The organism is Mesorhizobium sp. LNHC221B00, assembly GCF_000502935.1.
Taxonomy (GTDB): Bacteria; Pseudomonadota; Alphaproteobacteria; order Rhizobiales; family Rhizobiaceae; genus Mesorhizobium; species Mesorhizobium opportunistum.
In genome coordinates, this window is the sequence record NZ_AYWR01000025.1 from 1 (window position 1) to 21,072 (window position 21,072).

22 protein-coding genes and 1 pseudogene are annotated in these 21,072 nt (G+C 64.5%); 12 read left to right on the forward strand and 11 right to left on the reverse strand.

The annotated features are described in order from the left end of the window. Both X741_RS1000000171180 and X741_RS142005 read right to left on the reverse strand, forming a co-directional pair. Positions 1 to 164 (reverse strand): annotated as a pseudogene (locus X741_RS1000000171180) (RNA polymerase subunit sigma-70); the annotation flags it as partial. Between the two features lie 25 nt (positions 165 to 189). Next, positions 190 to 558 carry a YciI family protein gene (locus X741_RS142005; RefSeq protein ID WP_013892042.1) on the reverse strand — a complete coding sequence of 123 codons (369 nt, stop codon included), beginning with the start codon at positions 556 to 558 and terminating at the stop codon, positions 190 to 192. Positions 559 to 816: 258 nt separating this feature from the next. Between X741_RS142005 and X741_RS142000 the strand changes: the two genes are divergently transcribed. The 3 genes from X741_RS142000 to X741_RS141990 all read left to right on the forward strand — a co-directional run bounded on the left by X741_RS142000 (position 817) and on the right by X741_RS141990 (position 4,551). Further along, positions 817 to 1,776: a TAXI family TRAP transporter solute-binding subunit gene (locus X741_RS142000; protein WP_023779918.1), complete on the forward strand. Its 960-nt coding sequence runs from the start codon at positions 817 to 819 to the stop codon at positions 1,774 to 1,776. 227 nt (positions 1,777 to 2,003) lie between these two features. Next, complete coding sequence (locus X741_RS141995) at positions 2,004 to 4,106, forward strand: TRAP transporter permease (RefSeq protein WP_023779919.1); 2,103 nt, start codon at positions 2,004 to 2,006, stop codon at positions 4,104 to 4,106. Positions 4,107 to 4,167: 61 nt separating this feature from the next. Further along, positions 4,168 to 4,551, forward strand: a complete 384-nt coding sequence (locus X741_RS141990) for a DUF1850 domain-containing protein (protein ID WP_023779920.1) — start codon at positions 4,168 to 4,170, stop codon at positions 4,549 to 4,551. Positions 4,552 to 4,585: 34 nt separating this feature from the next. Here X741_RS141990 and X741_RS0135800 read toward each other — a convergent pair whose 3' ends face one another. Both X741_RS0135800 and X741_RS1000000169020 read right to left on the reverse strand, forming a co-directional pair. Beyond that, positions 4,586 to 4,972, reverse strand: coding sequence for a DCC1-like thiol-disulfide oxidoreductase family protein (locus X741_RS0135800; RefSeq protein WP_156937947.1), 387 nt, complete (start codon positions 4,970 to 4,972; stop codon positions 4,586 to 4,588). A 293-nt stretch (positions 4,973 to 5,265) separates the two neighbouring features. Continuing rightward, on the reverse strand, positions 5,266 to 5,406 hold the full coding sequence (locus tag X741_RS1000000169020; RefSeq protein WP_013892047.1) for a hypothetical protein: 141 nt from the start codon (positions 5,404 to 5,406) through the stop codon (positions 5,266 to 5,268). 387 nt (positions 5,407 to 5,793) lie between these two features. On the opposite strand from X741_RS1000000169020, the gene X741_RS141985 reads away from it, so the two are divergent. Then, on the forward strand, positions 5,794 to 6,663 hold the full coding sequence (locus tag X741_RS141985; protein WP_023779922.1) for a Ku protein: 870 nt from the start codon (positions 5,794 to 5,796) through the stop codon (positions 6,661 to 6,663). Between the two features lie 47 nt (positions 6,664 to 6,710). Then, entirely contained in the window at positions 6,711 to 9,257 is a 2,547-nt protein-coding gene (ligD, locus tag X741_RS141980; RefSeq protein ID WP_023779923.1) for a DNA ligase D, read from the forward strand. 268 nt (positions 9,258 to 9,525) lie between these two features. On the opposite strand, the gene X741_RS141975 is transcribed toward ligD, so the two are convergent. Next, complete coding sequence (locus X741_RS141975) at positions 9,526 to 10,200, reverse strand: winged helix-turn-helix domain-containing protein (protein WP_023779924.1); 675 nt, start codon at positions 10,198 to 10,200, stop codon at positions 9,526 to 9,528. A gap of 173 nt (positions 10,201 to 10,373) precedes the next feature. Here X741_RS141975 and X741_RS141970 point away from each other — a divergent pair, with 173 nt between their 5' ends. Together X741_RS141970 and X741_RS141965 are read left to right on the forward strand one after the other, a co-directional pair. Then, the gene (locus tag X741_RS141970; RefSeq protein WP_031250424.1) at positions 10,374 to 10,706 is read left to right on the forward strand and encodes an NIPSNAP family protein; all 333 of its coding nucleotides are present in this window, start codon (positions 10,374 to 10,376) and stop codon (positions 10,704 to 10,706) included. Continuing rightward, entirely contained in the window at positions 10,703 to 11,047 is a 345-nt protein-coding gene (locus X741_RS141965; RefSeq protein ID WP_023779926.1) for an antibiotic biosynthesis monooxygenase, read from the forward strand. The genes X741_RS141970 and X741_RS141965 overlap by 4 nt, the downstream gene beginning before the upstream one ends. A gap of 203 nt (positions 11,048 to 11,250) precedes the next feature. Here X741_RS141965 and mbfA read toward each other — a convergent pair whose 3' ends face one another. After that, the gene (mbfA, locus tag X741_RS141960; RefSeq protein ID WP_023779927.1) at positions 11,251 to 12,234 is read right to left on the reverse strand and encodes an iron exporter MbfA; all 984 of its coding nucleotides are present in this window, start codon (positions 12,232 to 12,234) and stop codon (positions 11,251 to 11,253) included. A 174-nt stretch (positions 12,235 to 12,408) separates the two neighbouring features. Between mbfA and X741_RS141955 the strand changes: the two genes are divergently transcribed. Together X741_RS141955 and X741_RS141950 are read left to right on the forward strand one after the other, a co-directional pair. Then, positions 12,409 to 12,729, forward strand: a complete 321-nt coding sequence (locus X741_RS141955; RefSeq protein WP_023779928.1) for a hypothetical protein — start codon at positions 12,409 to 12,411, stop codon at positions 12,727 to 12,729. A gap of 314 nt (positions 12,730 to 13,043) precedes the next feature. Beyond that, positions 13,044 to 14,021, forward strand: coding sequence for a threonine/serine dehydratase (locus tag X741_RS141950; RefSeq protein ID WP_031250425.1), 978 nt, complete (start codon positions 13,044 to 13,046; stop codon positions 14,019 to 14,021). An 84-nt stretch (positions 14,022 to 14,105) separates the two neighbouring features. On the opposite strand, the gene X741_RS141945 is transcribed toward X741_RS141950, so the two are convergent. The 4 genes from X741_RS141945 to X741_RS141930 are packed head-to-tail and all read right to left on the reverse strand — an operon-like array spanning position 14,106 to position 17,809. Further along, complete coding sequence (locus tag X741_RS141945) at positions 14,106 to 15,242, reverse strand: ABC transporter permease (protein ID WP_023779930.1); 1,137 nt, start codon at positions 15,240 to 15,242, stop codon at positions 14,106 to 14,108. Beyond that, entirely contained in the window at positions 15,239 to 16,159 is a 921-nt protein-coding gene (locus X741_RS141940) for an ABC transporter ATP-binding protein (protein ID WP_023779931.1), read from the reverse strand. Before X741_RS141940 ends, X741_RS141945 begins: the two co-directional genes overlap by 4 nt. Then, the gene (locus tag X741_RS141935; protein ID WP_031250427.1) at positions 16,156 to 17,109 is read right to left on the reverse strand and encodes an HlyD family efflux transporter periplasmic adaptor subunit; all 954 of its coding nucleotides are present in this window, start codon (positions 17,107 to 17,109) and stop codon (positions 16,156 to 16,158) included. Before X741_RS141935 ends, X741_RS141940 begins: the two co-directional genes overlap by 4 nt. A 13-nt stretch (positions 17,110 to 17,122) precedes the next feature. Then, on the reverse strand, positions 17,123 to 17,809 hold the full coding sequence (locus tag X741_RS141930; protein WP_023779933.1) for a DUF1956 domain-containing protein: 687 nt from the start codon (positions 17,807 to 17,809) through the stop codon (positions 17,123 to 17,125). A 91-nt stretch (positions 17,810 to 17,900) separates the two neighbouring features. On the opposite strand from X741_RS141930, the gene X741_RS141925 reads away from it, so the two are divergent. From X741_RS141925 to X741_RS141915, 3 genes are read left to right on the forward strand one after another with little or no spacing between them, the layout of a single operon-like run. Beyond that, a complete protein-coding gene (locus X741_RS141925; protein WP_013892060.1) occupies positions 17,901 to 18,374 on the forward strand; it encodes a CYTH domain-containing protein in 474 nt (157 codons plus the stop codon). Beyond that, positions 18,371 to 19,312, forward strand: a complete 942-nt coding sequence (locus tag X741_RS141920; protein WP_023779934.1) for a CHAD domain-containing protein — start codon at positions 18,371 to 18,373, stop codon at positions 19,310 to 19,312. The genes X741_RS141925 and X741_RS141920 overlap by 4 nt, the downstream gene beginning before the upstream one ends. A 46-nt stretch (positions 19,313 to 19,358) precedes the next feature. Then, the gene (locus X741_RS141915) at positions 19,359 to 20,165 is read left to right on the forward strand and encodes a hypothetical protein (protein WP_013892062.1); all 807 of its coding nucleotides are present in this window, start codon (positions 19,359 to 19,361) and stop codon (positions 20,163 to 20,165) included. Between the two features lie 5 nt (positions 20,166 to 20,170). Here the strand turns inward: X741_RS141915 and X741_RS141910 are convergent, their stop codons facing one another. Continuing rightward, a complete protein-coding gene (locus X741_RS141910; protein ID WP_023779935.1) occupies positions 20,171 to 20,971 on the reverse strand; it encodes a helix-turn-helix transcriptional regulator in 801 nt (266 codons plus the stop codon). Positions 20,972 to 21,072 lie beyond the last annotated feature (101 nt).

Consider the following 21,072-nt stretch of genomic DNA (forward strand, 5'->3'; position numbering starts at 1 on the left):
GTGCGCGGCCAGCGTTCGAGCGCCGCGGCAAAGGCATCGGCCAGCGCGTCCTCGGCGGCGGCTACGTCGCGCGTGCGCGCCGACAGCCAGGCGACCAGCTTGCCATAGCTTTGCCGGGCGGCCGCTTCCGCCGCCGCCCGGACGATCTCCGGACGACTGTCCATCACATCGCTATTTCCCGGCACATCGTCATTTCTTGGGCATGTAGTCGGCCATTTCCCAGATCGGCCGCAACTCGACCGTGCCGGTGCTGGCCGCCGGACAGCGCGCCGCCCATTCGATGGCGGTATCGATGTCGGCCGCCTCGATCATGTAGAAGCCGGCAAGCTGCTCCTTGGTGTCGGCATAGGGGCCGTCGATGACGTTGGTCTTGCCGTCGGCGATCCGCACCGAGGTGGTTGCCTGGGTCGGACGCAACCTTTCGCCGGCCAGCCACGCACCGGACTTCTTCAACGCTTCGGTGTAGGCGGCATAGGCCGCGCTCATCTGTTGGGCCTTCTCGACCGGCGTGTTCGCCAGCGCGGCTTCGTCATTGTTGATCAAAAGCATGTATCGCATGGGTTTTCTCCCGTGGTTTGGAAGGCCGCGTCTTGCGGGGCCAGACGTATGTCGTGCGGTGTCGGCCGATTTCGACAGGTGCCGTGAAAATCTTTCGGCCGTGGCCGCGCCTAGCGCAAGCCGGAAGGTGTCGCCCATGCACTCAACCGTTCGTCTAATGGCTACGATTGCCGGTTGGCATTTGCGGCTCGCTGTCTAAACTTGGCCCGGTTCGCACCGAGGAGGTGGTGCGGTCGATCTTTTCAGGGAGGAAAGCAGATGTTCCGTTTCAGGACGAGATTTGTTGCAGCCAGCGCGGTGGCGCTTTCGCTTGGCCTTGGCGTTGTTTCCGCCGGCGCGCAAGAATTCATCAACGTACTGACCGGCGGCACGTCAGGCGTCTACTACCCGCTCGGCGTGGCGCTGTCGGAGATCTACGGCAAGGGCATCGCGGGCGCCCGTACCCAGGTGCAGGCGACCAAGGCCTCGGTCGAGAACCTCAACCTGCTGCAGCAGGGCAAGGGCGAGATCGCGTTTGCCCTCGGCGATTCCGTCAAGCTCGCCGCCGAAGGCAATGCCGAGGCCGGTTTCCCCGGCAAGCTCGACAAATTGCGCGGCATCGCCGCCATCTATCCCAACTACATCCAGATCGTCGCCAGCCAGGAGTCCGGCATCAAGACGCTTGCCGACCTCAAGGGCAAGAGCCTGTCGGTCGGCGCGCCGGCCTCCGGCACCGAACTCAACGCGCGCGCCATCTTCGCCGCCGCAGGGTTGAAATACGAGGATCTCGGCCGGGTCGAATATTTGCCCTTCGCCGAATCCGTCGAACTGATCAAGAACCGCCAGCTCGACGCCACGCTGCAGTCGGCGGGACTCGGCGTCGCCTCGATCCGCGACCTCGCCACCTCGGTGCCGATCAACGTCGTTGCCGTGCCGGCCGAGGACGTCGCCAAGATCGGCGCGCCCTATCTGTCGGTGGTCATTCCCAAGGGCACCTATGAGGGCCAGAGCGAGGACGTCGCCACCGCCGCCGTCGGCAATTTCCTCATCACCCGCGCCGACGTCCCGGACGAGACCGCCTACCAGATGACCAAGCAGATGTTCGACCATCTCGACCAGCTTGCCGCCGCGCACGCCGCCGCCAAGGGCATCGATCCGGCCAAGGCGATCGACGGCATGCCGGTGCCGCTGCATCCGGGCGCGGAGCGGTATTACAAGGAGAAGGGGCTGGTGAAGTAGCAAGGTTCGCTCGGCTTATCTGAGATGTCTTCGCTAAGCGCCCCCCTCTGCCCTGCCGGGCATCTCCCCCTCAAGGGGGGAGATTGGCCGTTGTTATGTTCTTCGACAAACCTTGCAAAACCTGCGCCGACATCGATGCCGCTGATCTCCCCCCTCGAGGGGAAGATGCCCGGCAGGGCAGAGGGGGGCGCCTCGCGCTGCAGTTCGCTTGCTTGGGAGTGCGTCGGATGAGCGAACCAGCCGACAGCAAATCCTCCAGTACTTTCCATCTCCCTGTCGCCGAAGAGCAAGTCGAAGGCCTGCCGCCGGGGTTCGGCGACGGCATCGCCGGCAAGGCGGCGTTTGTCATCGCCGTCGCCTTTTCCGCATTCCAGATCTACATCGCCGCCTATGGCAGCCTTCCGAGCCAGGTGGTGCGGGCCATGCATGTCGGCTTCCTGCTGCTGCTCGGCTTTGCCCTGATCGCCAATCTGCGCGCCAAAAGCATGGCAGCAAAAACAATTTTCTGGACGCTCGGCGCGCTCGGCTTCGGCACCGGCCTCTACAACTGGATGTTCTATTCCGATCTCATCCGGCGCTCCGGCTTCCTGACCACACCGGACCTGATCGTCGGCGCGGTGCTGGTGGTGCTGGTGTTCGAGGCGGCCAGGCGGCTGATGGGGCTGCCGCTCGCAACAATCGCCTTCATCTTCCTCGCCTATTGTTTCTTCGGCAACCATTTGCCGGCGCCCTTCATCCATCGCGGCTACGACTTCGCCCAGCTGGTCGACACCTTCGCCTACGGCACGGAAGGCATATACGGCACGCCGATCTACGTTTCGGCGGCCTATATCTTCATCTTCGTGGTCTTTGCCGCCTTTCTCGAACGCGCCGGCATGATCGCGCTGTTCAACGATTTCGCGCTCGGCCTCGTCGGTTCATGGCGCGGCGGCCCGGCGCAGGTCTGCGTTTTGTCGTCGGCGCTGATGGGCACGATTTCCGGTTCCGGCGTCGCCAATGTGGTGGCAAGCGGCCAGTTCACCATTCCGCTGATGAAGCGCTTCGGCTTCCGCCCGGCCTTCGCCGGCGCGGTCGAGGCGACGTCCTCGATGGGCGGCCAGATCATGCCGCCGGTGATGGGCGCCGTCGCCTTCATCATGGCCGAGACGCTGAACATTCCCTATGCCGACGTGGTCAAGGCGGCGATCATCCCTGCAATGCTCTATTTCGGCGCCTGCTTCTGGCAGGTGCATCTGGAGGCCGGCAAGGCCGGCCTGCGCGGCATGGCCAAGGCGGACCTGCCCAACCCGTGGGACGCGGTGCGGCAGCACTGGCCGCTGGTGCTGCCGCTGGCCGCGCTGATCTATCTGTTGTTCGCCGGCTACACGCCGGTCTTCGCCGGCACGATGGGGCTGGCGCTGACCATCGTGCTCATCCTCGGCACGCCATTGGCGGCGGCGGTCGGGCCGCTCGCCTTCCGCATCGTCTTCTGGCTGGCGCTCGGGCTTGCTGCGGCCTCGTTCATGAAGTTCGGCGTCAACGTCCTAAGCCTCGTCATTGGCGCCCTGATCATCGCCTGCGCGACATTCAAGGGTGGGCGCGAAACGCTGCGGATCTGCGTCGATTCGCTTGCCGAAGGGGCGAAAAACGCACTGCCGGTCGGCATTGCCTGCGCCATCGTCGGCATCGTCATCGGCACGCTGACACTGACCGGCATCGCATCGACCTTCATCGGCTGGATCATCTCGATCGGCGAGAACAACCTGTTCCTGTCGCTGGTGCTGACGATGCTGACCTGCCTGGTGCTCGGCATGGGCATCCCGACCATCCCCAACTACATCATCACCTCGTCGCTGGCCGGCCCGGCGCTGCTGTCGCTCGGCGTGCCGCTGGTGGTCAGCCACATGTTCGTCTTCTATTTCGGCATCATGGCCGATCTGACGCCACCGGTGGCGCTGGCCGCCTTCGCGGCGGCACCGATGGCCAAGGAGAGCGGCCTCAAGATCGGCATCCAGGCGACCAAGCTGGCCATCGCCGGCTTCGTGGTGCCGTTCATGGCTGTCTACACGCCGGCGCTGATGCTGCAGGACGCCGGGCCGATCGCCGCTGAGTTCGGCTATCCCATCGAGGTCGCCTATATCGTCGTCAAGGCGTGCATGGGCATCGTGCTGTGGGGCGCGGCCGCCGTCGGTTTCCTCGTCACCCGCATGGCATGGTGGGAACGGCTTGTCGCCTTCGCCGCCGGCGTGCTCCTGGTCGCGGCGCTGCCGCTCACCGACGAAACCGGCTGGGCGCTGTCGCTTGCCTGGATCGGCTGGCACTGCTGGCGGGCGCGGCGGGCCAGAGCATGATCCCGAAAAGTGGGATCCGGTTTTCGGAAGAGATCGTGCTCAAGCAAAGAAATAGCAGCGCATGAGCCTGTGCATCCTCGCCGCCGGCAAGACGGTGACGCTGGCGATCGCCGCCTTCACGCTGTCCTGGACGCATTCGGTGGAACGGACGCGATGGGAGGAAGACTGGAAGGTGACGCCGTCCGGCCTGCAAGTGGTCGAGGCGCGCATCAAGGGTTCGGGCGCCGGCATGGAGCCACCGGAGGGCGCGGAGCTGAAAGACGGCTGGTGGGCCTATGCCCCGAAGGTTGGGCCGCAGCGTCACGTCTCTCTCGCCGCCTCCGGCGCGACTGGCAACGGCTGGACGCTGTGCACGGTTCAGGGCTGCCGGGAACTCGGCAGGGAGGCCGGCGGCTCCATCGCGCTGGAGCCATGCGGGTCGGATGGCACGAGCCAGCCGCGATAGCGCACCAACGCCAGTTGCGCGGCGAGATCGCAATCTAGCCAAGGAACCGCCCGCGCAGTTCGGCCGACGGAATGTCGCAGCTGTCCTTCCTGCCGAACAGGGCATAGCGATTCTTGGCGACGCGCTCATAGAGCCAGTCGCGCAGCGGGCGCGGCAGCAGCAAGAGCGCCTTGGCCGCGCGCCACGGCCAGCCGAGTTCCGCCATGACGGCGACAAAACTGTCGAGCCGCGTGAAGGCGGCGCCGTCGACAAGGACGAGATTGGTTTCGTAAGCGTCTGTGCGCAGCCCGTGCTTCCTGAACAGCGCTTCGCCGAAAGGCGACTGGGCGGTGGCGAAGCGGAAGCGGCTTTTGCGGTCCAGCTTGACCACCATGCGCACGAAGCCGGAGCAGAGTACGCAGACGCCATCGAAGACGATCAGCTGACGGCTTGTACCTGACGGCTCAGAGGGACTGTACTTGGGTCGCTGGACTTTGGGTCGATTGAACGGGGGCAGACTTGACTGGGGAAGATCGGTCACGCTGGCCTCGGCTGCTCGTGTTCCCAGACACTGAGCCAGCCGCAGGCGGGATCAAAGACGCGGCGATGCCGCACGCCGCCCGTCACCGAGGACCCGGTCACCCAGAACGGGACGCTCGGCACGATAGGTGGTGGCACGCGCGTTGGCACCGGGCCTGCAGATGCGGCTGTTGTGGCGGCTCTCGAACGTCATGGTCAGTGCGCGCCCAGCGACGTGCCGCGACGGGCGCAAGCCGGACCGGGACCGCGCATGTAGTAGCGCTCGGGCCGGTAGGTCGGCGCGACGAATTCGCGGATGGCGGCGGCATAGCCGATGAGGTGCGTGAGGAAGTTCATTTACCCTGTCCCTGTCCCGATTTTCGGATGTCCCTTCCGAATTGCGAGAATGATAGCATCGAGGCGTGAATAGTCGGTGAACGTGATGTTAATTTCTGGTCGAAAACCCGTCGCTTGGTGGCCGGAATGCGGCTGATTCGGGGTGTTTCGGTGCCTTTTGTCGCCATTTCGCCCAGTGTGACTTTTGCATCACATATGTTTCGTTTGAATGTCGCCCGCGCGCGGTTCTGTTTCAATTTCCGCCGCGCCTGTGAAATTTCCGTTCTGGACGCTTCGATGCGGGCCTGACTTCAAGGTGCTCGAACATCAAGCGATCAGGAAACTGGCAAGGAACTGGAGCGCGCGCCATCCGTTCTCACCTTCATCGCGTTCCTAAAGGGAGTTGTCATGGCGCCGCGTCCTGCCTGGAGGGGCTATCTGAAGCTGTCGCTGGTCACCTGCGCCGTCGAACTGACCAATGTCGTCACCCAAACCGAAAGGGTGTCTTTCCGCATCCTCAACCGCAAGACCGGCAATACGGTGAAGCGCATCTATGTCGACGCCGAGACCGGCGAGCCGCTTGGCGACGATGACGAGATCAAGGGTTATGAACTCGACGACGGTGAATTCATCCATATCGAGGAAGACGAGATCGAGGCGGTGCAGATCGAATCCTCGCACACGATGAGCCTCGACGGTTTCGTCGACAAGGCCTCGATCCAGCAGGTCTATCTCGATACGCCCTATTATGTCGCGCCGGGCGACAAGGTGTCGGAAGAAGCGTTTGCCGTCATTCGCGACGCCATGGCGGGCAAGAAGATGGCCGGGCTGGCGCGCATCGTGCTTTACCGACGCGAACGTCCCGTGGTCATCGAGCCGCTCGGCAAGGGCATGGTGCTGACCACGCTGCGCTATGACAACACGGTGCGCCAGCCCGATACCGTGTTCGGCGAGATCGAGGCGGTGAAGACCGACCAGGAGATGACCGATCTTGCCGAACTGATCATCGACAAGAAGAAGGCGAAGTTCGATCCGTCGAAATTCGACGACAAATATGAGGACGCGCTGCTCGAGCTGATCCGCGCCAAGAAGGCCGGCCACAAGGCGCCGAAGGCAAAGGCCGCGCCAAAACCTTCCAATGTCATCAACCTGTTCGACGCGTTGAAGAAGAGCCTGTCGGACTCCGGGTCATCGAAAGCGTCTTCGTCGGCGAAACCCAAGCCGGCAGCCAAACGCGCCAAGCCGAAAACCGCCGCGCCCAAACGCAAATCGGCCTGAGGGACAGGGAAGCCTGAGGACCAGGGAAGCTTGAGGACCAGGGAATAATGGCCGGACTCGAACAGTATCATTCCAAGCGCGACTTCAAGAAGACGTCCGAACCGGCCGGCAAGGTCGCGCGCGGCAAGAAGGGCGAGGTTGGTGGCGGTCTCTTCGTAATCCAGAAGCATGCGGCGACCAGGCTGCATTACGATTTCCGCCTCGAGCATGACGGGGTGCTGTGGAGCTGGGCGGTGACGCGCGGCCCGAGCCTCGATCCGCATGAAAAGCGGCTCGCCGTCCACGTCGAGGACCACCCGATCGACTATGCCGGGTTCGAAGGCACCATTCCCAAGGGCGAATATGGCGGCGGCTCTGTCATCGTCTGGGACGAGGGGACATGGGTTCCCGAGACCGACCCGGCCAAGGCGATGAAGAAGGGCCATATCAACTTCGAGCTCAAGGGCCATAGGTTGCATGGCTCATGGCATCTGGTGCGGCTGAGGCCGCGCCCGGGGGAGAAGCGCGACAACTGGCTGCTGATCAAGTCGGACGATGCGGCGGCGCGTCCGGGCGAGGATATCCTTCAGGAGGCGCCGCAATCGGTGAAGTCGGGCCTGACAATCGAGGAGGTCGGCGCGGGCAAGGCCGCCAGGGGCGAGAAACCGAAAGTCTGGCATTCCAACAGGCCGGCCGCCAGCAAGGCGAAGGCCGCGGGCCGGAAACTCGACTTTGTCGAACCGCAGCTTGCCACGCTGGAACGGGAGGCTCCGTCGGGCGAGGACTGGCTGCACGAGGTGAAGTTCGACGGCTATCGCATACAGGCACAGATCGCCGGCACGGAGGTGCGGCTCTTGACCCGCGCCGGCCTCGACTGGACGGAGAAATTCGGCGGCGAGATCGTTGCCGAACTCGCTCGCCTGAAGTGCAGCGACGCCATCATCGACGGCGAGGTCGTCGTGCTGGCCGACAGCGGTGTCTCGTCCTTTTCATTGCTGCAGCAGGACCTGTCGGCAAAGCGGACAAACCGCTTCATCTACTATGTCTTCGACCTGATGCGCCTCGACGGCAAGGACCTGCGCCGCGAGCCGCTGGTCGAGCGCAAGCAAGCCCTGCAGGAACTGCTCGGCAAGCCATCCGAGAACGCGGCGGTGCGTTTCTCCGACCATTTCACCGAGCCCGGCAAGATCATGCTGGAGCATGCCTGCCGCATGGGACTGGAGGGCGTCGTCTCCAAACGCGCCGACGCGCCCTATCGCAGCGGGCGCGGCCCTAGCTGGGTGAAGTCGAAATGCACGGCGCGGCAGGAATTCGTCATCGGCGGCTATTTGCCGTCGGACAAGACCGGGCGCGGGCTGCGTTCGCTGCTGGTCGGTTATTACGAGGGCGGCAAACTGCACTATGCCGGCCGCGTCGGCACCGGCTTCTCCACCAGGGGCGCCAACGATCTGAAGAAGAAACTCGATGCGCTGAAGGCGAATACCTCGCCTTTCGACGCAGCCGTGCCCAAGGGCAAGGGGCTGGTCTGGGTCAAACCCGAGCTTGTCGGCGAAGTGGAGTTCCGCAGCTGGACATCGGACCGTATAATACGCCATGCCTCGTTCCAGGGGCTGCGCGAGGACAAGCCGGCGGAGGAAGTCGTGCAGGAAAAGCCCAGGGCGGCGACACCCAAGGGATCAGGGGCCAAGGAACCAGGAGGCAAGAGCTCAGCCAGGGCGAAATCCGCGCCCAGCGGCGCTGGCAAACCTGCCGGGGCGATGACAACCACGGTAAAACTCTCCCATCCCGACAAGCTGCTGTGGCCCGACGAAAAAATCTCCAAGCAGGGCCTGCTTGATCACTACGCGCAGGTTTGGCCGCGCATGGAGCGCTTCGTGATCAACCGGCCGCTCAGCCTGGTACGGGCGCCCGATGGCGTCGGCGGCCAGCGCTTTTTCCAGAAGCACGCCTCGGCCGGGATGAGCGACAAGATAGCCCGGATGAAGGACCCGACGGACGGCGAGGAGATCCTGTTCATCCGGGATTTCGACGGCATCGCCGCGCTGGTCCAGTACGGCGTCGTCGAAGTTCATATCTGGGGCTCTACCGTCGACGAGATCGAAAAGCCCGACCAGATCATCTTCGATCTCGATCCCGACGAAGGCGTCGACGTCAAGAAGGTGCGCGACGCCGCGCTGGATATCAAGGACAAGCTCGACGAGCTGTCGCTGCCGAACTTCGTCAAGACATCGGGCGGCAAGGGTTATCATGTGCTGGTGCCGCTGAAGCCCTCGGCGGACTGGGACGAGGTCAAGAATTTCGCCCATGATTTCGCCAGGGCGCTCGAGCAGGCCGCCCCTGACCGTTATACGGCGACACTGTCGAAAAAGGCGCGCACCGGGAAAATCTTCGTCGACTATCTGCGCAATGGCAGGGGCGCCACAACGGTCGCGCCCTATTCCTCGCGCGCCAAGAAGGGCGCCACCGTGTCGATGCCGGTGACCTGGGCCGAAATCGAGGCCGGACTGGCGCCCAACGCCTTCCCGATCGGCGACAAGACGACGATGAAGCAGTTGAAGGAAGCCGACCCGTGGGAGGATTTTTTCAAGAGAGGGAAGGTGTTGAAGCGGGGGTAGGTCCGAGACGATGCCGAGACCTTCCGATGCAAGTGCAACATCAGCAGAATGGCGGACGTAGCGTTCCGTCACACCCCCCTCTGTCCTGCCGGACATCTCCCCCGCAAGGGGGGAGATCGGCTATTTCAAAGTGTCGTTCATTTCTGCAACGTTGGAGATTGGCGAAAGTGGAGGAGCGCCTAATCTCCCTCCTTGCGGGGGAGATGGCCGGCAGGCCAGAGGGGGGTGCTGTCCCGCCAACGACTGCCGGAGTAGCGCCGCTGAGCCATCAGCTCAAAAACACCCTCTCGAACGCCTGCTTTCCCGGCGGCGAAAACACCACCGCGCGGCTGTCCTTCTCGCGGCGGGCCCATTTCTCGGCAAGGATCTTGTCCAAGATAGCGGCGCCCAGCGTGCCGGCGAGGTGGGAGCGGCGCACGCTCCAGTCGAGGCAGGCGCGGCAGACCGGGCGGCGCGGCCTGGCGCCGACATCGATGCCTATTGCCGCGAAATGCGATGCGGCCGACGGCCCGAGCCTGATTTCCTTGTCGTCACGCTGCAGGATATCTTTTTCGACCAGACGATCGAGCATCGCCACGGCCTGCTCGCCGGCGAGGTGATCGTAGCAGACGCGGGCCACGCGCATGGCGCCGTCGCGCGGGCCCGGCCGCACGCGCTTCGGGCCGACGGCCTCGGCGACCCCGGTGATGGCCTCGATCATGCCGGCCACCTGCGGCCCGGCGAGGCCGTAATAGCGATGGCGGCCTTGGCTGGCCAGGGTCAGAAGGCCGCCCTCCATCAGTTTCGACAGATGCGAGGAAGCGGTCGGCAACGAGACACCGGCTTCCAGCGCCAGTTCGCTCGCGGTCAATGCGGTGCCGCCCATCAGCGCGTTCAGCATGTTGGCGCGGGCCGGATCGCCGACCAGGCTGGCGATGCGGGCAATGTCGGGTCCTTCACGCATAGTTCGTTCCTCATCGAAGCATTCTCGTCAGATAAGCATTATTCTCCGATCGGCTCAAGGAGGCGGCGAAGCACGCCACGACGGCTCCTGACACGAAACGGCCTAGCATAACCCAGGTGCGCGACGTTTCGACCAGGCTCGAACCATTGATGCAACGATCCGAGGAGACGACCATGACCATCACCTGCTTCATCCGCTACGAGATCGACCCGTTCGGCAGGGCTGCCTTCGAGGAATATGCCCGCAACTGGGGCCAGGCCATTCCGCGCTGCGGCGCCGACCTGATCGGCTATTTCGCGCCGCATGAGGGCTCGGCCACGACGGCGTACGCCGCCTACAACATCGACAGCCTGGCGGCCTATGAAGCCTATCGCGCCCGGCTTGCGGCCGATCCCGCCGGCAAGGCAAACTACGCGTTCGCCAAGCGTGAACGATTCATCCTCAAGGAGGACCGCATGTTCCTGAAACTGGCTTCCGGCCCGCATGCGAAGCTGGTGTTGCCGTGATCGCGGTCATCTTCGAGGTCGAGCCGGCGGAGGGCAAACGCGATGCCTATCTCGGCATCGCCGCCAAGCTGCGTCCGCTGCTCGACGGCATCGATGGGTTCATCTCGATCGAGCGCTTCCAGAGTTTGGCCAACCCCGACCGCATCCTGTCACTGTCGTTCTGGCGCGACGAGGAAGCGGTGAAGGCCTGGCGCAATACGGAAGAACACAGACAGGCCCAGAAGGCCGGCCGAGGCGGCATCTTTGCCGGCTATCGACTGCGCATCGCGCATGTGATGAGGGATTATGGGCTGACGGAAAGGGATGAGGCGCCGGTCGATAGCCGGGCGGTGAATGGGTAGCGGTTTTTCCTTCCCCCGTTGTGGGAGAAGGTGGCCGAGCGAAGCTCGGTCGGATGAGGGGTGCTCCAGCTTGGCGGGACCTTCGTCTAACGGATACGCGAAGATAGGCAATCAACGCCTCACTCCGCTGGAACACCCCTCATCCGTCTCGGCGCTATGCGCCGATCCACCTTCCCCCACAAGGGGGGAAGGGAGAAAGTCGCTCAGGCATTCCCGATCAGCACGCCCGCGGCGAACACCAGCGCGCCGCCCAGCACCACCTGGAAGGCAGCGCGCAGGAAAGGCGTCTGCATGTATCGGTTCTGGACGAAGGCGATGGCCCATAACTCGAAGAACACCACCACGGCGGCAACGGCGGTCGCGGTCCAGAAATGTGGGATGAGATAGGGAAGCGCGTGGCCGAGGCCGCCTGCGGCCGTCATGACGCCGGTCGTGACGCCGCGCTTTATCGGTGAGCCGCGTCCCGAGAGCTTGCCGTCGTCGGAGGCGACTTCGGTGAAACCCATGGAGATGCCGGCGCCGATCGAGGCCGCAAGTCCGACCAGGAAGGTCTGCCAGGTGTCATGCGTGGCAAAAGCCGCGGCGAAGATCGGCGCCAGCGTCGACACAGAGCCATCCATCAGGCCGGCAAGGCCCGGCTGCACATAGGTGAGGATGAATTGGCGCTGTTCGGCCGCCGCTTCTTCGTCCTTCACTTCGCCAGGCACGTGCTTCTGCTCCAATTGGTGAGCCAGCGTCTCGTGGCCTTGCTCGACCGCCGCCAGATGGTCGAGCAGTTTGCGCGTCGAAGCGTCGGTGGTGCGCTTTGCCGCCTCGACATAAAACAGGTAGGCTTGCCGCTCCATCACCTCGGCCTGGCTGCGCACATTTTCGATCCCGAGCGGCCGGACAAGCCAGTCGGGCTTGCGCTCGTAATAGCCTTTCACATGTTCGCGCCGGATCAGCGGAATGCGCTCGCCAAAACGCTTGCGATGAAGCTCGATCAGCGCATCGCGATGGCCGTCCTCCTCATGCGCCATCTCCTCGAACATCTTCGCCGATTGCGGATACTTATCCGCCAGCCCATCGGCATAGGCCCTGTAGATTCGTCCGTCGTCTTCCTCGGATGAAATGGCCAGCGCCAGGATCTCCTGTTCGGACAGCGATTCGAAGGGACGGCGGCCGAAACCGAAAACGCGGGAAAGCATGAGGAAATCACCCTAGTTTAGAATAGTTCTAAACTACGGTTTGCCGGACCCCGGGTCAATCGCGCGCTTGGCCGCGGCTCAAGAATTGTTGAAGCCGGCACCGGAGCGCGCTCTTCATTATTGGCAAAGGTTACCCTATATAGTTGAACCCAAGACAAGGATGAGGATCAACGCATGACGAAGCCGCACGCAGAGTATTTCGACCCAAAGCCCGTTCTCGATCTCATTGCCAGCATCGAGGCCGACCTGCAGCGCCTGAAGGGCCTGGTCGAGCAGCAGGTCGAGAAGTTCGACCCCGCCAATCCGCACAACAAGGCCCCGGACGGCAAGCTGACCGAGGAAGGCGTCGAGTGCTGCTACCGCATGTTCGACGAGGGCAAGTCGCGCTATTCGGTAGCCCAGCAGATGAAAATCTCCTTCGCCGCCGCCACCCACCGCTTCAACAACTGGCGCAAGCTGGGCGGGACCAAGAGGCAGCGGACGCTGCTGGGGTGAAATTGCGATAGGTTGGCTGGACAGCGCCCCCCTCTGGCCTGCCGGCCATCTCCCCCTCAAGTGGGGAGATCGACGGTTGTCTTTGCTTTCGCCAATCTCCAACGCAAGAGAAGAAACGCCGCGCATGAAACAGCCAATCTCCCCCCTTGAGGGGGAGATGTCCGGCAGGACAGAGGGGGGTGTGCCGGCCGCAACGCTGGCGACATTTTGTACCTCGTCATAATCGCCAAATTTTGTAACGGTCACATCTTTTCGTTGGCGTCGCGCCGGCCTTTGCGTGCACCATGAAGGTGCCACATCTCGCAGGATCCGTCATGACCACCCTTCCCGGCATCGCCGACATCCACGCCGCCGCGGCCCGGCTCTCCGGCTTGATCGTCGAAACGCCATTGATCGAATCACAGGAACTGAACAAACGCTTCGGCGCGCGCATCCTGTTCAAGCCGGAGACGCTGCAGCGCACCGGTTCGTTCAAATTCCGCGGCGCCTACAACAAGCTGTCGTCGCTGAGCGAGGCGGAACGCAGCCGGGGCGTCGTTGCCTTCTCCTCGGGCAACCATGCGCAAGGCGTCGCCGCTTCGGCCGCCATGTTCGGCGTCAAGGCGGTCATCGCGATGCCCGCCGACGCGCCGGCGATGAAGGTCGGCAATGTCCGCAAGATGGGCGCGGAGGTGGTGCCGTTCGACCGTTTTCGCGATGATCGCATGGTTGTGGTCCGCCCTTACATCGAGAAGGGTATGGTGCTGGTGCCGCCCTTCGACGATCCAGCCATCATCGCCGGCCAGGGTACGATCGGCCTCGAACTGATGCGCCAGGCGAGAGCGCTTGGCGTCGGCCTCGACGCGGTGATCGTTCCCTGCGGCGGCGGCGGCTTGTCGAGCGGCATCTCCGTCGCCGTCAAGGATGCTTCGCCCGACACCGCCGTCTGGGCGGTCGAGCCGGAGCATTTCGACGACACGCGCCGCTCGCTGGCAGCTGGCGCCAGGGTTTCGAATGAGCCGGGCCATGATTCCATCTGCGACGCGCTGCTGACCGCCGAGCCCGGCGTGATCACCTTCGAGATCAACCGCAGGAACCTCGCCGGGGCCATCGCCGTCTCGGACCAGGCGGCGGCGCAGGCGATGCGCGACGCCATGGCCTATCTCAAGCTGGTGGTCGAACCCGGCGGCTGCGTCGGGCTGGCGGCGCTGTCGTCGGGCGAGATCGAGCTTTCGGGCAAAAATGTTGCCGTGGTGCTGTCCGGCGGCAATGTCGATTTCGGGACGTATGCCGGGATCATGGCGGCGGCGTAGGGTGGCGGCGCTCCACGCGGAAGCGTCGCGCTTGAGCACCCCCCTCTGTCCCGCCGACTTCAAACCTTCCCGATATCGCGGCCCCTAATCCAGCGTGCGCCTGAATCGCACCAACGCGACGCCGGCAAACAAAACGACAAAGACCACCAGCCAGCCGATCTCGGTTGCCACCGCCGGCAGTTGCGCACCCTTCAGCATCACCGCGCGGGTGATGCGCAGGAAATGCGTCAGCGGGAAGATCTCGCCGAAGGTCTGCGCCCAATCCGGCATGCCGCGATAGGGGAACATGAAGCCGGACAGCATGATCGACGGCAGGAAGAAGAAGAAGGTGAGCTGCAGGGCCTGCATCTGCGTGCGCGCGATAGTCGAGATCGTGTAGCCGAGCAGCACCAGCGACAGCACGAACACCAGCACCGCCGACAAAAGCAGCGACATCGACCCGGTGAAGGGGATGGCGAACAGAAGCTTCGCCGCCGCCAGCACCACCACCACCTGCACGGCGCCGACCGCCAGATAGGGCAGCACCTTGCCCATCATGATCTCGAGCGGGCTCGACGGCATGGCGAGCAGGTTCTCCATCGTGCCGCGCTCGGTCTCGCGCGTCAGCGCGATCGAAGTCATCATCACCATGGTCATCTGCAGGATGACGCCGAGCAGGCCGGGCACGATGTTATATTGCGAGATGCCTTCGGGATTGTAGCGCCGGTGCACCACGACATCGAGCTGCCCCCTGGCGGCCTCGGCGGCGGCTTCCTGCATGCCCTGGGCCCTGAGCAAGGCCTGGCTGGCGACGGTGCCGAGCGTGGAGATGGCGCCGCTGGCGACCGCGGGATCGGTGGCGTCGGCCTCGATCAGGATCTGAGGGTTGTCGCCGCGCTCGACCCGCTTGGCGAAGTCGGCCGGGATGGTGACGACGAAGGCGACGTCGCCGCGCGCCATCAGGAACTCGGCCTCCTCGGCGCTTCGCGCGACGTGATCGAAGCGGTAGTAGCCGGTGGTCTGCAGCGCCGCGACAATGGCGCGCGTGTAGGGGTCGCTGCTGGTCGCCACCAGTGCGGCAGGCAGGCTCTTCGGATCGTTGTTGATGGCGTAGCCGAACAGCACGAGCTGTATCAGCGGCACGCCAAGCATCATGGCGAAGGTGATGCGGTCGCGCCGCATCTGGATGAATTCCTTGATCAGCAGCGCGCCGAGCCTGGCGAAGGAGAAGATGCCGTTCATGCCATGTTGTCCTTCGACCCCGACATGAACTGGATGAAGACGTCCTCCAGGCTGGTTTCACCCGGCGCCACCGTCACGCCCTTGTGCTCTTTCTCGACGTCGGCAAGTGCCGCTTCGAGCTTCTTTTTGTCGGAGCCGACAACATGCAGCGTGGCGCCGAACGGCGCCACCTGGTCGACGCCGGGGCGGCCTTGCAGCGCTTCGGCCACCTGATCGAGTTGCGGACCCTGCAGCACGAAGGTGGCCAGCCCGGCATTCCTGACCACCTCGGCCACGGTGCCGGTGGCCAGCATCTTGCCGTAGGAGATGTAGCTGATGCGGTGGCAGCGCTCGGCTTCGTCCATGTAGTGGGTGGAGACCAGCACGGTCAGCCCGCCGCTGGCGAGGCGGTGGATCTCGTCCCAGAATTCGCGCCGCGCCTTGGGGTCGACGCCGGCCGTCGGCTCGTCGAGCAGCAGCAGTTTCGGCTTGTGCATGATGCAGGCGGCCAGCGCCAGCCGCTGCTTCCAGCCGCCGGACAAGGTGCCGGCCAGCTGGTTGCGGCGCGTGGCGAGGCCGAGCTCTTCCAAAGTCCTGGCGACATGCTCCTCGACCGGCTTCAGCCGGTAGAGCCGCGCCACGAATTCGAGATTCTCGCCGATCGTCAAATCCTCGTAGAAGGAGAATTTTTGCGTCATGTAGCCGACTTCGCGCTTGATCCTGAGCGAGTCGGTGCGGATGTTGAAACCCAGCACCGTGCCTTCGCCCTCGTCCGGCGTCAGCAGGCCGCACATGATGCGGATGGTGGTGGTCTTGCCCGACCCGTTGGGACCGAGGAAGCCGACGATCTCGCCCTCGGCGACCGACATCGTCACGTGGTCGACGACGGTCTTGTCGCCGAAGCGCTTGACCAGGCCATGAACGTCGATGACATTCATTTTGCCGTTTCCGCAAGGTCGACATCGACAATCTGGCCGGGCTGCAGCGGACCCGCATCGCCCTCCGGCCGCGCCTCGACGAGGTAGACCAGCTTCTGCCGGTTCTCCAGGGAATAGATCACCGGCGGGGTGAATTCGGGATCGGGCGAGACGTAGCTGACGCGCGCTTTCACATCCGCGCCGCAGCCGTCGCAATGAACGCTGAGCAGGCTGCCGACCTTGACCGAGGAGAAGGCGGCCTCCGGTATATAGACGCTGAGCTTCACCGCCCCGTCGGGCAGTACCGAAATCACCGGCGCGGTCGGACCCGCCGTGTCGCCGGGATTGCGGATGACGTCGTTGACGCGGCCCGGCGATGGCGCCGCCAATATGCGCTTGGACAGCCGCCACTCGGCCTGGTCGAGCGCCGCCTGCGCTTGGCCGACCTGATTGTCGGCGGCCTTGATCGTCTCGGCGCGCGCCGGCAGGCCGCCGACGGCGAGATTGGCCTGCGCCTGGCCGACCTGCGCGTTGGCGGTTTCCAACGTCGCCGAGGCGGTGTCGTAGTCCGCCTGCGTGCCGGTACCGCGCTTGAACAGGTCGGCGGCGCGGTCGTATTTGCGCTTGGCGTCGTCGGCCTGCGCCTTGGCCATGTCGACCTGGGCCTTGAGCGCGGCGATTTCTTCCGGCCGCTTGCCGACCTGGAGGTCGGCGAGTAGCGCCTGCGCCTGGGCGAGGCTTGCCTTAGCTTGCGCCACCGCGATCTTGGCATCGGCGCTTTCCAGCGTCACCACCGTCGCGCCTGACGTGACGCGATCGCCGCGCTTGACAGTGACGGTCTCGACCTGCGCCACCTCGATCGGCGCCAGCAGCACATAGTCGCCTTCGACATAGCCGACGGCCAGCGGCGGCGCCGGGGCGCAAGCACCGAAAAGCTGCACGGCGAGCGGCAGCGAACATAGAAAACTCATGGTCTTTGCCCCTTCATTTCTGCTTCTTCCTGGCGGCCAGTATGGCGCTGAGATTGTCGGCCGTGACCGCCACGACCTTTGCCGCCTCGGCGCTGCCGATGTCATGCCAGCCCATGCGGCGCATCACCGCCTCGCGGCCGATGCGGAAATAGATGACCTGGCCGATCAGCGTGAAGACGGTGAGCCGGGTCCGCTCGCTTTCGGCCGGCTCGCCGGTCGCCTGCTCCCAGATCAGGCACAACCGGCGATGCGTCGGCTCGAAGACGCCGTCATAGATGCGGTCGAGCGCAGCGGTGGGATGGGACAACTCGCGCAGCACGAATTGCACGATTTCGCCGGCCTCCGGCTGCGCCACGATGAAGCCGACCATCCGCTCAAGCGCGGCGAAGAGCTGCGCCCTTGCCGCCTCGGGATCGGGTGGAGCCGCGGCCTGGCTGTTGCCCAGCGCCTGGCCGGCAACCGTCTGGATAGTCTCGACGATCAAGTCGGCGGCGGCGGCGCGAAGGCCTTCCTTGCCGCCGAAATGGTAGGCGATCGAACCTATATTGGCCTGCGCCTCCGCCGCGATCTCGCGTGTCGAGGTGCCGTCGAAGCCCTGCCGCCCGAACAATTTCAGCGCGGCGCGGACGAGCGCGGCACGCGTCAACTCCGCCGGCGGGGTGTCGCGGCGTGGATTCTTGGCGTCGGGCAATTTGATCATGATCCATTCTTTAATCAATCGATTGATTAAAGTCAACTTGTGTGCGTGGCTGTCTTGCCATCGCCTGCGGCAAACGCTTTAGTGCGCGGCCATGGGCAAGGAAGTCGAGCGCAAGTTCCTGGTCTCCAGCACCGCATGGCGGAACCTGGTCGAGGCGGATATCCGCATTCGCCAGTTCTATCTTGCCGCCGCGCCCGGCCGGACCGTGCGGATCCGCATCAGCGACGGCGTGTCCGCCAAGTTGACGCTCAAATTCGGCAGCAAGGCGCGCGAGCGCGACGAATACGAGTATCCGGTGCCTCTTGCCGAGGCCGAGGAGATGCTGGCCTTCGCTCTAGGACGTGTCATAGAGAAGACACGCCACCATGTTAGGCATCGCGGCTATCTCTATGAAGTCGACGTCTTTGGCGGCGCGCTGGCAGGACTTGTGGTGGCCGAACTCGAGACGCCGGAAGACGTGCCGGACGAAATGCTGCCAGACTGGCTCGGCCGTGAAGTCACCGGCGAGCAGAAATTCTACAACGCGTCGCTCGCCCTCGGGGGGATTCCGGAGATCGCCGCATGAGTTTTCGCATCGACCCGCGCCTGCCGCTGACCGGTGAGGTCAGACGCATCCTTGCCGAGGAGATTGGCAAGGCACTGCTGCATCTGGACGCGGCGCAGAGCCGGCCGGAACAGGGACTGCACAAATGCCGTAAGCGGCTAAAGGGCGCGCGTGCCTTGCTGCGCCTGGTTCGTTCCGGAGACGAAACTTTCTGCACGATCGAGAACCAGTGCTATCGCAATGTGGCGGCGTTGCTTGCAGGCCCGCGTGAAGCAACGGCGCTGATCGAAACCATCGACCGGCTGGCGGCAGGTTTTCCCAAGGAGAGCGCCGATAATGGCGGGCTCGATGCCGTGCGCGACAGGCTGGTCGCCCGCCAGCATGATCTGCACGAAGGCGCCGGCCTCCAGGCGGCAATCGGCGCGGCGACCGCCGCTTGCCAGGATGGCATGAAGCGGATCGAAAGCCTTGCCTTGCCCGATCAGCCGGAGCAGGCCGCCGACGTGCTCGCCGAAGGCGCCCGCGTCACCCTGCGCCGTGCCAGGAAGGCGCTCGACAGGGCTGGCGCGCGCGGCGAGGCCGACGATTTCCACGACCTGCGCAAGGCGGCCAAGACGCATGGCATGCACCTGTCGCTGCTGGGCCGGCTTTGGCCGACGCCGATCAAGGCGCGGCGCAAGGCCGTCGACGAACTGGGCGAGCGGCTCGGCGAACTGCATGATGTGTTCGTCATGCGCGCGCTGCTCGAGGCCGACGACCCGCCGCTTGGGCCGCACGAGGACACCAAGCTTCTTGGCAAGCTGCTGAAGCGCTCGGAAAGGAGCCTGAGGAAATCCTGCCTTGCCGAGGCCGCCGACCTGTTCGGCGATAGCCCGAGGCACGCGACGAAAAGACTGGCCCGCAAGGCGCGCGACGATCTGGCCGGCCCGCAGGAAGACGCCAGCGCATCGGCCGGCTAACCGCGGCTGGTGTCCGCACGCCAGCCTGTGTTAATCACGCTCTGCTATGACCGCGCCGGCCGACACGCTTCTCGACCGCCTTGGACGCTGGCTTGCCGGCCGGCTGCAGGAAGAATCCTCGGGCTATGAGCCCTACACGCCATCCGATGCCGAAACGCTGCGCCGCACGCTGGAGCCCGGCGACATCCTGCTGGTCGAGGGCAATCAGAGGATCTCGGCGGCGATCAAGTACCTTACCCAGTCGACATGGTCGCATGCGGCCTTTTATGTTGGCGATGCCTTGCCCAAGCCGGAAGACGGAGCGGAGCGGCCGCGGCTTATCGAGGTCACCATGGGCGAAGGCTGCGTCGCCGTGCCATTGTCGCGCTACCGCACCTACAACACCCGCATCTGCCGGGCGAGCGGCCTGGCGCCGGAGGACCGCGACATGGTCGTCGCCTTCATGGTCGGCAAGCTTGGCCTGAAATACGACCTCAAAAACATCTTCGACATGCTGCGCTATTTCCTGCCGACGCCGCCGGTGCCGGTGCGCTGGCGCCGCCGCATGCTGGCCTTCGGCTCCGGCGATCCGACGCGCGCCATCTGCTCGACGCTGATTGCCGAGGCCTATGGCCAGATCCGCTATCCGATCCTGCCTGAGATCACCCGCGCGCCCGGCCGCGCCTCGGCGCAGTCGAGCTATTCGCGCAAGGAAATCCTGCACATCCGCCACCACTCGCTGTACACGCCGCGCGACTTCGACCTGTCGCCCTATTTCCGCATCGTCAAGCCGACCCTGGAATATGGCTTCGATTATCGGGCCGTGACCTGGGACGACAAGGCTGCGGACGCGGAGACGAAGGCCGCAGAATAATCCTTTCAGGCCGGAAGCGGGCGCCGCCCTTTTGCGGCGGACTGCTCGGGCGGGCGTGCACCGGCATCGCGCGGATGCGGGCCGATCGGCATGATCGCCGGAAACGGCGTCGCCCCGAAGGCAAACGTCCATTTGTAACCGGTGAGCCCGTCCTCGGGCGTGGTGTGCTGGTCGTGATGGGCAAGCAGCCTGGCGCGGTCGGCCAATTCCTCGGCTTCGCGCCGCACCATCTCGGCGGTCTCCGGCCGCATCCGCCTGGAGAAGCTGACGAAGGTCGCCTCCTTCTCGATGTGCGTGATGGCCCAGCCGATGAAGTTCTTGTTGGTCATCTCGAACAGCGGCCTGAGCGGCCCCTCGAAATTCCACTGGATCGGCGTCTCGACCAGCAGCCTCGCCGTGAGTCCCCGCCCGAGCGCGACAAGGCCGAGTTCCTCGAGATCGCGCAGATAGAGGAACATCGAGGCCTCGCTCAGGCCTTGCGAGCGCATGATGCCTTGCGGCGTGAATTTTTCCGACAGCATGACGAAGATGAACAGCAGCGCCGGCCGGCCGGCGAGCCTGCGCTCGATCTCGGGCGCGATGTGGTTGACCGGCCCCGGCCCCCGGTTCATCGAGCCGAGCACGTTTTCCAGCTCGACGCCGGCAGCCGCGCAGATCTCGACCAGCCGGTCGAGCTTGCAGTTCTTCTCATGGAAGATGCGCTTCACGGTCGGCTCGGAAACGCCCATGCGCTCGGCGAGCTCGCGATAGGTGACGCCCTTCGCCTTCAGCGTGCGCTTCAGCGCCTCGAAGATCAGACCGTTCATGGGATGCACCTCTTGCCGGGAGTTTCGTATCGATATTCGATACTAGCGGCAATGTGGCTTCCCGAGAAGTATCGAAAATCATAGCTGTCCGCCATCATCAC